The 15376-nt window shown below is 55.0% G+C and carries 8 protein-coding genes; 3 read left to right on the forward strand and 5 right to left on the reverse strand.

What is annotated here, in order from left to right; genetic code table 11:
* The first annotated feature begins 414 nt into the window (after positions 1 to 414).
* A complete protein-coding gene (locus LPB67_RS11815; protein WP_410482739.1) occupies positions 415 to 2661 on the forward strand; it encodes a TonB-dependent receptor in 2247 nt (748 codons plus the stop codon).
* 471 nt (positions 2662 to 3132) lie between these two features.
* Here LPB67_RS11815 and ybiB read toward each other — a convergent pair whose 3' ends face one another.
* From ybiB to nirB, 4 genes are all read right to left on the reverse strand, one after another.
* Positions 3133 to 4128 carry a DNA-binding protein YbiB gene (gene ybiB / locus LPB67_RS11820; RefSeq protein WP_262837456.1) on the reverse strand — a complete coding sequence of 332 codons (996 nt, stop codon included), beginning with the start codon at positions 4126 to 4128 and terminating at the stop codon, positions 3133 to 3135.
* 76 nt (positions 4129 to 4204) lie between these two features.
* A complete protein-coding gene (locus LPB67_RS11825) occupies positions 4205 to 6961 on the reverse strand; it encodes a nitrate reductase (RefSeq protein WP_262837458.1) in 2757 nt (918 codons plus the stop codon).
* 229 nt (positions 6962 to 7190) lie between these two features.
* Positions 7191 to 7544 carry a nitrite reductase small subunit NirD gene (gene nirD / locus LPB67_RS11830; protein ID WP_262837459.1) on the reverse strand — a complete coding sequence of 118 codons (354 nt, stop codon included), beginning with the start codon at positions 7542 to 7544 and terminating at the stop codon, positions 7191 to 7193.
* A gap of 98 nt (positions 7545 to 7642) precedes the next feature.
* Complete coding sequence (gene nirB / locus LPB67_RS11835; RefSeq protein WP_262837460.1) at positions 7643 to 10075, reverse strand: nitrite reductase large subunit NirB; 2433 nt, start codon at positions 10073 to 10075, stop codon at positions 7643 to 7645.
* A 434-nt stretch (positions 10076 to 10509) separates the two neighbouring features.
* On the opposite strand from nirB, the gene LPB67_RS11840 reads away from it, so the two are divergent.
* Both LPB67_RS11840 and LPB67_RS11845 read left to right on the forward strand, forming a co-directional pair.
* Positions 10510 to 11724: a nitrate/nitrite transporter gene (locus tag LPB67_RS11840; RefSeq protein WP_262837461.1), complete on the forward strand. Its 1215-nt coding sequence runs from the start codon at positions 10510 to 10512 to the stop codon at positions 11722 to 11724.
* Positions 11725 to 12131: 407 nt separating this feature from the next.
* Positions 12132 to 13844: a bifunctional protein-serine/threonine kinase/phosphatase gene (locus LPB67_RS11845; RefSeq protein WP_262837462.1), complete on the forward strand. Its 1713-nt coding sequence runs from the start codon at positions 12132 to 12134 to the stop codon at positions 13842 to 13844.
* Positions 13845 to 13897: 53 nt separating this feature from the next.
* On the opposite strand, the gene LPB67_RS11850 is transcribed toward LPB67_RS11845, so the two are convergent.
* Complete coding sequence (locus LPB67_RS11850; RefSeq protein ID WP_262837464.1) at positions 13898 to 15265, reverse strand: MATE family efflux transporter; 1368 nt, start codon at positions 15263 to 15265, stop codon at positions 13898 to 13900.
* Between the last annotated feature and the right edge of the window lie 111 nt (positions 15266 to 15376).

A 15376-nucleotide genomic window follows, 5' to 3' on the forward strand; every position in this document is an offset into this window, starting at 1 on the left:
AGTCACGTTCCACGAGCTTTTACCCGCGTTTCAACAGTTTCCACACCAGAATTGCACCAACCATGTGCAATCAACGATCTCAACGCACCCGAAGGTGGCGCCCTCCTCCCGACTGGCATTCGTTGAAATCATTTATAAAATTTCCTTACATTCAATAGTCTGTTTTAATTTCGCAACGAAAACAGGCCACATTTCTCAAAATTAAGCCTCCAGCAAACTAATTCTTGACTTGCCTGGCGCAAGAAGAGATAACTAGATTATTGAGAGCGCAAACGATTGCGTAATCATAGAGCGCTCAGTTTTTAGCTCTATTGCCGTGCATTGATAGCTGCACGCACTGTTTTTGGTCAGTCAATTGGCGAGTATCAGTCCCGCCAATTCCCTGACCGGATGTCGTTTCAATTAACCGAGAGGATGAATCAGATGCAACAACCAACAATCAAGCTCAGCTTGCTGGCACTTGCGGTAGCGACTGCCTTCCCTATGCAAGCCGCGTTCGCCCAGGCCAAGTCTGGCGACGCAAAAAGTGATTCCACCCAATTAGAAACCGTGATCGTCACGGCCAACCGCCGCTCAGAAAATATCAAAGATGTGCCGATGTCGATTTCTGCCATTAAGGGCGAGGCATTGGATACCTACAATGCCAGCGGCCAGGATATTCGCTTCCTGGCGTCACGCGTGCCAAGCTTGAATATTGAATCCGATTTCGGCCGCTCTTTCCCACGTTTCTATATCCGTGGCCTCGGCAATACCGACTTCGACCTGAATGCATCGCAACCGGTTGGCCTGATCTACGACGACGTCGTGCAGGAAAGCCCGATCTTGAAAGGCTTCCCGATTTTTGACGTCGACCAGGTTGAAGTATTGCGCGGCCCGCAAGGCACGCTGTTTGGCCGCAACTCTCCGGCTGGCGTGATCAAATTCGAATCGACCAAGCCAACCAATGTATTCGAAGGCTATGCCAACGTCGGCTTTGGCAACGACAAAGCGGTTAACCTCGAAGGTGCCGTTAACGTACCTCTGAACAGCGACTGGGCAATGCGTTTTTCCGGTCAATCACAATCACGCGATGACCGCGTAACGAATCCACGCAGTACCGGCACCAAGAATTTTGAAGGTTATCAGGACAAAGCAGGTCGTCTCCAGCTCGCTTACAAGAATAGCGGATTCAGTGCCCTGTTCAATGTGCATGGTCGCGACATGTCCGGCAATGCCACACTGTTCCGTGCCAACATTATCCAGAAAGGCACGAACGAACTGGTGCCAGGCTTCAACTACAGCAACTACCCAACGGATGGCATCAACGTTCAGACCCTGACATCCAGCGGCGCCAGCATGCGTCTGCGCTGGGATCTGGACGGCATGACTTTGTATTCGATCACCGCCTACGACAAGGCCAAGTTCTACAGTCGCGCTGACGTGGATGGCGGCTACGGCGCCTCATTTGCCCAACCTATGGGACCGGGTTTTATTCCCTTCCCGGCAGAGACCGCCGACGGCATCCCTGACCTGAAACAGATTACCCAAGAATTCCGCGTGCAATCCAATACCAAAGATCCGCTGCAATGGATCGCCGGTGTCTACTACTTCAAAGAAGATCTGCAAGTCGATAGTTTCGATTTCAACTCTTTGGGTGGCAATGTGCAGGATGGTTATGCGGTACAACATCAGCATGCGAAATCCTGGGCAACTTTTGGCTCGATCAACTATGCCGTCAGCGATCAACTCAAATTGCGTGGCGGCGTACGTTACACCAGCGACAAAAAAGACTTTGATGCACAACGTACCTGGACACCTTTTGGCGGCAAAAACACGCCCGTGCTGACTGCCAATCCAAGTTCCACCAACATTAGTTGGGATCTGGGAGCCAACTTTGCGGCTGACAATACCACTAATTTCTTTGGCCGTATCGCAACCGGCTATCGCGCACCGAGTGTCCAGGGTCGCGTCTTATTCGGTGACAACATCTCCGTTGCCAATTCCGAAAAAGCCCTTTCGTTTGAAGCCGGTGTGAAAAAAGATATTCTAGGTAATACAGCGCGCATTACGGCGACAGTATTCCAGTACACCGTCAAAGACTTGCAACTGACCGCTGGCAGCGGTGCCGTCAATCAAAACAAACTGGTCAATGCGGACAAGGCAACCGGCCAAGGTTTTGAAGTCGATCTGCAGGCTAACTTGAGCCGCAACTGGAAATCAACTGTCGGCGTCAGCTACAACGATACCGAAATCAAGGATTCCAAACTGTTCGTCTCGCCTTGCGGTAATGGCTGTACCGTCACGAATCCGGCAGGCCCTGTCGCCGGTACGGTTCTGATCGGTGGTAATTCATTGCCACGCGCACCGAAGTGGGTAGGCAACTTCACGCTGAAATACAGCACACCTATCGCGAATGGCGATCTGTATGTATTCACTGACTGGGCATACAAGGACACTTACAACATGTTCTTATATGAAGCCAAAGAATACAAAGCCAAATCGCTGCTGGAAGGTGGCTTGCGCGTTGGTTACAAATGGGCCGATGGCAAATATGAACTGGCTGCTTATGGCCGCAACATCACCAATAAGCAACAAGTCATCGCGGCGATCGACTTCAACAATCTGACAGGTATTCTGAACGAACCGCGTAGCTACGGCGTACAGTTCAAAGCCAACTTCTGATTGAGTTAAGCTGAACGCAACAGCGGATCGCAACAAAAAGCGCCGGGGGTTATTTACTACCCCCGGCGCTTTTTTTATGCCGATTCAATACACCTGCTTAGCGGATTCGATTCTCGGTATTAGCGGGCGGTGTAAGCATTCAACCTTCATCTACGGGGCTTATGCAAAACCTAAAACGGATCCGCAAGCCGGCTGTGCCTGTTGGCACGAAATGCCTCTGCAAGCCGCATCCAGCCTGCGGGTTCATTTGAGGTAACTTCTAAAAACCCCATACTCGAGCGCATCGCGTCGTTACAAAGCCTCGCAATACCGACGTATTGCTGCGTTTTGCGCCTAGCGTTGCATCTCGATTCAAGGGTTTTTAGAAGTTCCCTTGAATGTCGAAATCCTATGAAGCCGGTTTCCCTCCCGCCTTTTCTCTGTGTCTGCCTCTGTGGTGAGAGGCTTTGGTTCTTGCATAAGTCCTGATAATTATCGGGATACCGATCTTTCCCACAGCATTTTTGCCACCAGCACGCAATGCTCGACCTGATCTGCAATATTGGGGGGCACCGCTACCTCGCCCGCCAACACGGACTGTATCCAGCGCGCCGTAGTTGCGGCATCGCAAGTCTCGGGCGTATCCGGCAATTCGCCGGACAAGCTCTGATGCGTTTGCACCAGCGTGGTACATTGGCCTTCATGAAACCAGTCGATCTGCTGTGCGCGTCCTGTGCTGGCAACCGTCTCGCCCTCGGTACCGCGCATTAAAAAAGCATCGCCACGCTCATGCGGCGCGACCTCGGAAAAATAATGCCGCAACATCGTCTGATATTCAGGATGCGTATACGAGGTCAGTCTCAACGCCGCGCCGGTAAAGGGTTGCAGCATCTTGACCAGGGTATGCGTGGAATTGCGCACACCCAATATCCTGCGCATCGCCAGGATGCGGGTCATCGCAGGCGACAAGGCATCAATCGATATAAAAGCCGGCTGCTGTTGCGCCATTTGCGTTTCAGCCTCGGCAGCGGAGTGCGCCAAGGGGTGGCCAAGTGCCTCAAAAATTTCTGCAGTCGCAACCCGGCCGGCATCTGTCAACACCCCATGCACCAGCACAGGAACGCCTCGGCGCGCCAATAACAAGGCCAGCAAGGGGGTCAGATTCGCCTTCTTACGGGCACCGTTATAACTGGGGATGATCACCGGTGCATGCCGCGCATTTGATGGGGCATTCAGTGCCAGCACATGTCCTTGCGCTGCCGCCATGAAACCGGCGATCTCGTGCACCGATTCGCCCTTGATACGCATCGCCAGCAAGATGCCGCCCATCTCCAGGTCGGATACACGGGCATCCAGCATGGCGCTGTACAGCAATTGCGCATCGTCTTGCGACATGCTGCGGGCGCCTTCTTTGCCCCGCCCGATTTCTTTGATAAACCGGGCGGCGGGAAAGGCTTCTTTATTCGGAGAAATATCGGTAGGTGTCATGGCCCTAGGTTACACCGAACGGATATAAGAGAGCAAATCCATTCGCCGTGCAGTGGACAAACTGCGTGCGTAGCAATCAAGCCGCCACCGCCGCAGTCCGCATCACGATCATCTTCTTCAGCTCCGGCACGCAAGAACCGCAATTCGTGCCGCATTTCAGACGCGATTGCAGGCCTGCCAGTAACTCATCGGCGGCGCCGCTCATCTCGGTCAGCGCTCCATTGATTTCGGTATCGGCGACGTTCAGGCAACTGCAGACGACTTTACCGCGGGCTTTAAAGCCTTGCGGAGCGCTGGTGCTGGGCATCAGCAGCAGGCGACCGAGTTTGGCGACGGGTTCCTCGTCCACCAGGTAAGCTTTCAGCCAGCTTTCTGCCGAAACGTCGCCCGCCAGCGAGACCGCAGCCAGCTTGCCGTCCTTGACCATGATGTGTCTGGCATTACCGCGTTTGCTGTCGTCGTAACGCAGGACTTCTGCACCGGCGATACCGAACAGCTGCTCTATCTGCTGCTGCACTTCCGGCGTTGCCGCATAGTCGTCGGCAGCGCGGAACAAGATGCCGGTTTTTTCACGACCGAATAGGGTGCAAGTTGCGTAGGCAAACTGCCGCATGTAAGGACGCAAGGCTTTTTGCAAAGTCAGGGCTTGTCCGGTATCGACCCAGGCAAATACCAGGAAGCGCCAGGGTAATTCCGCTTTCAGGATTTTGACGGCAGCCGCTTTCAGCTCCGGCTGTTTGGAACTGGGATCAATCGCCGGTGAGGTCAGGGCATTGACGCCGTAGCCGGCGTTCTCGCCATGCCCGCGACCGGACACATATTCTTCGCCCCAATGCATGGCGACAAACACCTGGCCGGCACGCATCTCATCGCTTTCTTGTACGGCAAAAATCTGCGAACCGCGGCGGCTGGTCACATGCACCAGGTCGCCTTGATTCAAAAAGCGCCGCTCCATGTCTTGTTTAGACATCGCAATGCCGGGCTCTGCCGCATGCGCAAACAATTGGGCGACGGTACCGGTGCGGCTCATGCCATGCCATTGATCGCGCAAACGTCCGGTATTAAGCTGGAAAGGATGACGCGCATCGACCGTGTCTTTGACGGGCTGGTACACCGTATTGACGAAGCGGGCACGTCCATTCGCCGTCGGGAAGATGCCGTCTTCATACAAGCGTTGCTTGCCGGTGTTGGCGCCTTCGGGATAAGGCCACTGCTGTGCGCCGGCCTGTTCCAGAATTGCATACGATAATCCGGTGATATCGAGGTCGCGCCCGCGGGTGCTTTCGCGGTGTTCATTCCAGACCTGCTCCGGTGTTTCGTAAGGAAAAATCGAGCTGGTTTTACCTAACAGGGCTTCCAGTTTGCGCGCAAACGCGGTGGCAATTTCCCAATCGTGCCTGGTCTCGCCCGGCTTATCCAATGCCGGATTAACGCGGGTAATGCGGCGTTCGGAATTGGTGACCGTGCCGGATTTCTCCGACCAGGTGGTGGCCGGCAATAAGATATCGGCATAAGGCACGGTCGCGGTGGTGCTATAGGCTTCTTGCACAATCACCAGTTCGGCCTTGTTCAGTGCCGCGCGTATCAAATTTTGCTCGGGCATCGATTGGGCCGGATTGGTGCAGACGATCCAGATAATTTTGATCTCGCCGGTACGCACTGCCTCGAACATTTCTACTGCAGTTTTTCCCGGCGTTGCCGGCACCTCGGAGACGCCCCACAGCGCGGCGATTTCGGCGCGATGCGCGGGGTTGGCTAAATCTCTGTGAGCCGACATCAGGTTCGCCATGCCGCCGACTTCACGACCGCCCATGGCATTCGGTTGCCCGGTCAGCGAGAAGGGTCCTGCGCCCGGTTTGCCGATTTGATGGGTAGCGAGATGCAGGTTGATCAGCGCGGCATTTTTTGCAGTACCCGAGGCCGATTGATTCAAGCCCTGGCAATACAGCGACAGTGCGGCTTTCGACTGACCAAACCAGCGGGCCGCTTGCACCAGGTCGGTTTCGCTGATGCCGCAGGTCTGGGCCACAAATGTCGGCGTGTAGTCACGCACGGTTTGCTTGAGTTCTGCAAAGCCTTCGGTATGCGCAACGATGTACTCGTTATCGATCAGATCTTCCCACAGGCACAGATGCAGCATGCCGTTGAATAAGGCGACATCGGTACCGGGCAAGATAGGCAGGAACAAGTCGGCTTCGCGCGCTGTATCGGTGCGGCGCGGATCGGCGACGATGACTTTAAGCGCAGGATTATTCTTGCGCGCTTCTTCTATGCGGCGATACAGAATCGGATGGGCGTAAGCGGTATTCGAGCCTACGATAAAAATGACTTCTGCCAGATCCAGATCTTCATAGCAGGCCGGCGGCGCATCGGCGCCCAGCGTCTGCTTATAGCCGGCAACCGCACTCGACATGCACAGGCGCGAATTGCTGTCGATGTTGTTGGTGCCGATCAAGCCTTTGGCGAGCTTGTTAAAAACGTAGTAATCCTCGGTCAGCAGTTGACCGGAAATATAAAATGCCACGCTGTCAGGGCCGTGCGTCTTGATCGTGTCGGCGAATTGCTGCGCCATGCTGTTCAGCGCGCTGTCCCAATCGACTCTGGCACGCGCTTGCCCGCGGTTGGCACGCAGCTCCGGATACAGGGCGCGCGTTTGCAGCCTGACCGCCGGTTGCGCCGACAGATGCAAGGTGCTGCCTTTGCTGCATAAACGGCCGAAATTCGCAGGATGATCCGGATCGCCGCGCACGCCGGTCACTTGCTGGCCATCGGTCTGGATAATGACACCGCAACCTACCCCGCAATAACAACAGGTGGCTAGTGTTTCGGTCATGTGCTTACCCTTCTTGAGAAGACAAAAACAATATACTCCGATCTAGTATTTTTTATAAAACCAGTAAAAATATGCGGAATCTGCATGGTTTTATTAAAAATAATGGGAGTATATTAAATCGAGTGCTTATTGCGATATCGCGGCTGGTTGTGATTCATCGTGACAGATTTGCGCAGGCGCTTGTCTGTCGCTACAAGCGCCGTTGATGCATGCACAAGCCCGCCATGCATCAGGCGCTCACGGTATCGAGTGCCAGGCTTCTCAACTCTTCTGCATCCAGGAATACCTGATCGTTCTCGATTTTCAGCGCAAATTTTTGTGCGCAGCCTTCATCCGGGGCAACCGCGCAACCGGTGGGTAATTCGATGTTCCAGTTATGCAGCGGACAAGCGACTTTTTCACCGAACACGATGCCTTGCGACAGCGGGCCGCCTTTGTGCGGACATTTGTCTAACAGGGCGAAGACCTTGTTTTCACTATTACGAAAAATCGCCACATCGGGCTTGGCGCTGCGTGTGACTACCCGTGCGCCGAGCACCGGGATGTCATCGACTTTGCAGATAGGTTTCCATTGTTCGGACATGGCGTTTCCTTTTCATCTCTCGCGTAGAGTGCGGCTTGCGCACCCGTTGCGGTGTTCCGGTGCGCACGGCGCACCCTACGAATTTTTATCAGGGCGGATCAAGACGCGGACAGCATCTCAAACTGGCGGGTATCGACGTGCGCTTTCTCTGGCTCGTGCCATGGATCGCTCTCGCCTTCCAGCGCGAACAGCAGGCGTTGATACAACTCTTTGCGACGCTCCTCGTCTTCGAGCACGATCTTCTTCACATGATCGAGACCAACGCGTTCGAGGTAGTGCACAGTGCGTTCCAGGTACCAGCCTTCTTCCCGATACAGTTGCAGGAAAGCGCCGGTATATTCCATGACTTCCTGGTGGGTTTTGAGCTTGACGAAGAACTGTGCGACTTCGGTTTTAATCCCGCCGTTACCGCCGACATACACTTCCCAGCCCGACTCGACCCCGATCACACCGACGTCTTTGATGCCGGCTTCGGCGCAATTACGCGGACAACCCGATACGGCCAGCTTGACCTTATGCGGCGAATACATGCGCGCCAGTTCACGTTCTAGCTGCTGTCCCATCAAGGTCGAATTTTGCGTGCCCATGCGGCACCATTCGCTGCCTACGCAAGTTTTGACGGTGCGCAAACCCTTGGCATAGGCCAGGCCCGAGGGCATGCCGAGATCGTGCCAGACTGCACGCAGATCTTCTTTTTTAACGCCCAGCAAATCGATACGCTGACCGCCGGTGACTTTGACTGTCGGGATTTTAAATTTATCGACGACGTCGGCAATCCTGCGCAGTTCAGAGGCATTGGTCTCGCCACCCCACATGCGCGGAATCACGGAGTAAGTGCCGTCCTTCTGGATGTTCGCATGCGAGCGTTCATTGATGAAACGCGATTGCGGATCGTCCTTGGCTTCGCGCGGCCAGGTCGAAATCAGGTAGTAATTGATCGCAGGGCGGCAGCTCGAACAACCGTCCGGCGTGCGCCATTCCATGAATTTCTGGGTCGCGGCAACGGTCAATAATTTATGTTCCCTGATCGCGTCGCGGACTTCCTGATGCGAGTGATCGGTACAGCTGCACATGGCTTTGACTTTAGCCCTGTCGCTGTAATCGCTACCGACCGTGAACATCAGAATCTGTTCCACCAAACCGGTGCAGGAGCCGCAAGAGGCGGATGCCTTGGTGTGCTTGCGCACTTCATCGAGTGTCAATAAGCCTTTTTCTTTAATCGTGCTGACGATCTTGCCTTTGCAGACACCGTTACAGCCGCAGACTTCCGCGGTGTCCGGCATGGCAGCGGCTTTGGTGAAGCCTTCGTGACCGACGTCGCCGGTATTCGATTCGCCGAACATCAGGCTATCGCGGATCTCGGCAATGTTCTTACCTTCGCGCAGTAACTTGAAGTACCAGCTACCGTCGGCGGTATCGCCGTACAAACAGGCGCCGATCAGCTTATCGTCTTTGAGCACCAGCTTCTTGTAGACGCCGCCTATAGGGTCGGACAGGATAATTTCTTCGGTGTCTTTGCCACCCATGAATTCACCGGCGGAGAACAGGTCAATCCCCGTGACTTTGAGCTTGGTCGAGGTGACCGAACCTTGATAGCGACCAATCCCGAAATTCGCCAGGTGATTCGCGCAGACCTTGCCCATTTCGAACAGAGGCGCGACCAGGCCGTACACCGTGCCGCGATGGTTCACGCATTCGCCGACGGAATAAATCCGCGGGTCGTAAGTCTGCATGGTGTCGTTGACGACGATACCGCGATTGCAGTACAGGCCGGCGGATTCTGCCAGTGCCGTATTCGGACGGATACCGACGGCCATGACGATCAGCTGCGCGGGAATCTCCAGCCCATCGGTAAAGCGGATGCCTTTTACATGACCGTTGTCATCGCTTAAGATCGCTTCGGTATTTTTTTCCAGCAAGAAGGAGAGGCCGCGGTCTTCCAGCGATTTTTGCAGCATCCTGGCGGCAACCTGATCGAGCTGGCGCTCCATCAGCCAGCCGGGCAAATGCACCACCGACACCTTCATGCCGCGCATCATCAGGCCGTTCGCCGCTTCCAGCCCCAGCAAGCCGCCGCCGATGACGACTGCATGCGTGTGCTTCTCGGCAGCTTCTATCATGGTGTTGGTGTCGTAGATGTCGCGATAGGCGATGACGCCTTTGGCATCCTTGCCTGGCACCGGCAGCATGAACGGCACCGAGCCAGTCGCGATCAGCAAGCGGTCATATTCCGTCTGGGTGCCGTCTGCGGCGATCACCAGGCGCTTGACGCGATCAATCTTGACGATCTTTTTGCCGAGATGCAGGGTGATATTATTTTCTTCGTACCAATCGACGTCATTGAGCATGATGTCTTTGAAGTCCTGCTCACCCGACAATACCGGCGACAGCAGGATGCGATTGTAATTGGCATGCGGCTCGGCACCGAATACCGTGATGTCATACAGGTCGGGGGCAATCTTCAGCAACTCTTCCAGGGTACGCACACCGGCCATACCGTTACCGACCATCACTAACTTCAATTTCTTCATGGCTAACTCCTTTACTTGTCTCTACCGATGACTAAGCAAGAGCAATGCCAGTTGATTTTTTGCACAGATTTATACGAAATAAGGTCTTTGTGTACATAACTGCCTGCCGGTATTTTTGTACGCCTGTATAAAGAACGGCTAACATCTGCCGGGTTAATTTCCGTTTCAACGCAAACCTTTCCTTGCATCACATCTGATCACAGGAATTTTCATCAGTCTCACCAATCCAAAGCCGAAACAACCTGCAACGCACTTAAAAGAGGCGAGACATCACCAATGTTGGTGCGTCGCACAAATACAGCACATCCACGCCGCAACATATCCCTGCCCCTATAAGATTTGCTTCAATTTTGCCCGCAATCGTTTGCCTGATTTTGCACGATCAGGTGGCATGGCACTTGCAAGGGGCATTAGCATTCACTTTTGGAGCAATCATGCAGAAAACCTCTTTCTGGAAAGCGGGACACACTCCCACGCTACTCGCCGCCTTCTTTTATTTCGACCTGAGTTTTATGGTCTGGGTACTGTTAGGACCACTCGGTATACAAATCTCGAAAGACTTGGGATTGAGCGCCGCACAGAAAGGCTTGATGGTCGCAACACCGCTGCTGGCCGGTGCGCTGCTGCGCATCGTGATGGGAATGCTGGTGGATCACCTGAAACCCAAGAAGGCCGGCATCATCGGCCAGGTCGTCGTGCTATGCGGATTAAGCTGGGCCTGGCTGGGTAATTTACATAGCTATGAACAATTGCTGTTCCTCGGCATCATCCTCGGCGTGGCCGGTGCAGCCTTCGCGGTGGCGCTGCCGCTGGCCTCGCGCTGGTACCCGCCCGAGCATCAGGGAACGGCATTGGGGATTGCCGGTGCGGGCAATTCCGGCACCGCTTTCGCTGCCCTGTTTGCACCGGCATTGGCGATTGCCTTCGGCTGGCAAAATGTGTTTGGCCTGGCGATGATCCCCTTGCTGATCGCTTTGGTCGTGTATCTGGTATTTGCCAAAGACGCCCCGGGCGATATCCCGACCAAGTCGCTGGGGGAATATCTGGCGGTATTGAAAGACAAGGATGCCTGGTGGTTCATGTTTTTTTATAGCGTGACCTTCGGCGGCTTCTCCGGGCTGGCATCGACCTTGACGATTTATTTCAACACGCAATACGGTTTGACGCCGGTGATGGCCGGCTACTTTACCGCCGCCTGCGTATTCGCCGGTTCCCTGGTGCGCCCTATGGGCGGGCGGATCGCCGATCGTATCGGCGGCATCAAAACTTTATCGGTGATGTATGTGATCGCCGCGACCTTTCTGTTCATCGCAAGTACCGGCCTGCAGTCAGCCATGACGGCGGTGGTGGTGTTCGTCATCGCGATGCTGGCACTCGGTACCGGTAATGGCGCGGTGTTCCAGCTGGTGCCGCAACGCTTCCGTAAAGAGATGGGCGTCATGACCGGCCTGGTCGGCATGGCAGGCGGCATCGGCGGCTTTTACCTGGCGGCGAGCATGGGATACTCGCGTCAAATGACCGGCAGCTATCAACTCGGTTTGACGATTTTTGCCAGTCTGGCGATCATTGCGCTGATCGGTTTATCATTGGTGAAAAAGCGCTGGCGTACTACCTGGGGTTCTGCTGCGATGACTACGGCGAAGATCTGAAGTTGAGAACCACTCAACATAAAAACACAGAGATTCAAAGAGAAAAGCAAAGCGAAGATTTTTCTCTGCATCTGTTGTAACCAAGACTTACGCAAAAACGAAAACCTCTCACCACAGAGACACGGAGACACAGAGAAAGACAGGAGAACAACCGACTCTATAGCGATTTGCTATTCAAATGAACCCGCAAGCCGGGTGCGCCTGTTGGCACGGAATGTCTCTGAAAGCTGCATCCAGCATGCGGGTTCAATCTGGACTATGGTAAACAGCTTGTCGTTTTGCGTAAGTCCTAGTAATGAGAGATTTTTTCGTAGGTAAAGAAATACGACTGTTCTGCGCTTTCTGGTTTTCCTCTTACTTTTCCTCTGCGTCTCTGTGATGAGAGGCTTTAAGGGCTTTAATAATTTATGCCACTCACCGTCAGCACCGGCCATCATTCAGTTGCGGGGGTCAGACCGCGCAATGAAGACTTTGTCGGCATGGTCACGCCCAACGAACCGGAACTATCAACCAAGGGCGTGATCGCCGCCATTGCCGATGGCGTTTCTGGCAATGAAGGCGGGCGCGAAGCATCGGAATACGCGGTGCGCGGTTTGCTGACCGATTATTACGCGACGCCCGACACCTGGGAAATCACCACCGCCCTGGAGCGCGTGCTGGTCGCCATCAATAGCTGGGTGCAACAGCAAGGCTCGGTGCGCAAAGAGCTCGCAGGCATGGCGAGCACGCTGACCGCGCTGGTGCTGCGCGGCCGCATGTATTACACCGCGCATGTCGGCGATACCCGCTGTTATTTATACCGTGATGCCCAGTTGCAAAAACTGACGCAGGATCATGTCTGGGACAGGCCGGAAATGCAGCACGTACTGACCCGCGCCATCGGTCTGGATAGCCGGCTGGCACTCGATCATGGCATGGGTGAGCTCAAGCTCAACGACGTGTTCCTGCTCGCCAGCGACGGCGTCTGGGCAGCCATGACCGAATACGATCTGAGCGACGTCATGCAGCAGGTCGCGCATGCCGGACTGAGCCCGGAACAAGCTGCGCAAACCCTGACAGACGCGGCCCTCAAGTCAGGCTCGCAAGACAATGCCAGCGCCATGATCATCAAGATCAGCAGCTTGCCTGAAGGCGATCTGCGCGATGCCCTGTCGCAGTTGCGCACGTTGCCAGTACCACCCAAAATGAAGCCGGGGCAAAGCCTCGACGGCTATCTGATTGAAGACATCATTCATAGTTCGGCAGCGACGCTGTTATATCGCGTCACCGATCCGGTGCAACACCGGACGCTGGTGCTCAAGACGCTGCATCCCGACCGGGCTAACGATGCGATGGAAATCTCGGCATTTGCGCATGAAGCCTGGCTGGCAAAAAAAGTCGTGGCGCGTTTTTTCCCGCAAGTGATCAGTCCCGAACATAAGAATTTTTTGTACTACCTGACTACCTGGCATGCCGGCGATTCTTTGCAACGTCGCATGGATGCCGGTCAGCATTTTACGATTCCCGAAGTGATTGCCTACGGCAGCAAATTGGTGCGCGCGGTCGGTGCGCTACATCGCCGCAGCATCCTGCACCGTGATATCAAACCCGCCAATGTCCATCTCGGCGAGGATGATGAAATCCGCATTCTGGATCTAGGGGTAGCGCAATCAGGACTCGATGCCAAAGACAAAAATCTGAGTGCCAGTACCAGCATGGCAGGCACGCCGTCTTTCCTGGCGCCGGAACAATTTCAGGGCGAGACGGCATCGCGCCAGACCGATCTGTATGCGACCGGCGTCACCCTGTACTACCTGCTCACCCGGCATTATCCGTACGGCGAAATCGAGCCATTCCAGCGCCCTAAATTTGCGCAGCCTACACCGCCGACCCGCTATCGCCCCGACCTGCCATTGTGGCTGGAAAACGTGCTGCTTAAAGCGGTGGCACGCGATTGTCCTGATCGTTTTGAGACGGCCGAAGAATTTTTACTGGCACTGGAACGCGGTGCCAGCAGACCGCTGGCTGCACCCGCCGCGCAATCATTGGCCAAGCGCGATCCGGCCGGGGTCTGGCGTGCGATTGCCACGACATCGATTATTCTGAATTTGCTATTGCTGTACGTGCTGATGGTACGCTGATCCGTTCTGCCTGCATCTCCGTTTACCGGCTGCGGCGCCATCGCTGACGCGCATCAGCCGGTTTGCGCGACCACAGCGTGCCGTGTCGCTAGCGCGTGTTTTTCCCAGACCCGGCTTTTCCAGCGTAAATACATACTGCTGCCGCGCACCCACTCATCGATGGCAAAAGCGATCCATACACCGGTCAAGCCCCAGCCGATATGCAGGCCAAGGAACCATGCCAGCGGCACAGCCAGTCCCCACATGGAGCAGATTCCCATCAGCACCGGAAAACGTGCATCGCCGGTCGCACGCAGCGAATTGATCACGACCAGATTGAAGGTGCGGCCAGGCTCCAGAACCAGGCTGATGCGTAACAGCCAGGCGCCGCCGGCAACGATGACCGGATTACTGGAAAACAATCCCAGCAATTGCGGCGCAAAAAATACCACGACACAGGTAGAGACCACCGTCACCGCCAGCCCGACCCGCAAGCTGCGCAATAACTGGCGGTAGGCCGCATCGATCTGGCCAGCGCCGATCATATGACCGATCATGATTTCGGTACCGATCCCGATCGACAGGCCGACCATCATCATGACCATCGACAATTGCATCGCATAGGAAAATGTCGCCAGCGCGGTTTCGCCCATTTGTCCGACGAAATACGTAATCACCATGAAACTGGTCCACCAGCACAGATTCTCACCGGCGGCGGGCAAGCCAATATGCAGTACCTTGTTCAAGGCATCGCTGGAAAAACGCCAGAACGATGTCAAACGCAAATGCCATTGCGTGCGTTTTTGCATCAGCCAGCCGAATGCCAGGCAAGCCAGTGCGCGACTGATCACGGTAGACAAGGCAGCCCCCACTACGCCCAGTCGGGGAAAACCCAACATGCCAAAAATCAGGACGAAATTCAGCCCGATATTCAGTACATTCATGCCCACTGTCACGACCATAACGTCGCGCGTGCGGCCATGCGCGCGCAGCACTGCACCAAACGCAATATTCAGCGCCTCTAAAAACAAGGTGCCGCCCATCAATGCCAGGAACGGTTGTGCGTACGGCATCAGGCCCGGGGGCAAATGCAGCAAGCCCAGCATCCCGGAAGAAAAACCGAAAGTCAGCAAACTGACCACAGTCCCCAACCAGAAATTCGCCCCGACTGCGGTTGCCGCAACCCGTTCAGCGCCGGCAGTATCTCTGGCGCCCAGATAGTGGGTGATCACCACGCTGCAACCGATGGCGACAAATGAAAATAAAACGATAAAAAACACCACGATCTGATTCGCCACCGCCAGTCCGGCGACGGCGGCATCACCGAGATGACTGACCATAAAGGTATCGATCATGCCCGGCAGAATATGCGAGAGCTGCTCTATCAGGATGGGCCAGGTGACGGCAAACAGACTAAATGGTTTGAGAGGGCGGATAGACATGCAAGATTCTGTGGCGACCAGGTGTTCTGAATGGGTTTTAGCGCTCTGCCCTCACTTGTTTGCGAACTACATAATAACGGACAGAGACAAGGAGCACATTATAGGCTTTGT

It is taken from the genome of Undibacterium sp. Jales W-56, assembly GCF_025548535.1.
GTDB lineage: Bacteria > Pseudomonadota > Gammaproteobacteria > Burkholderiales > Burkholderiaceae_D > Undibacterium.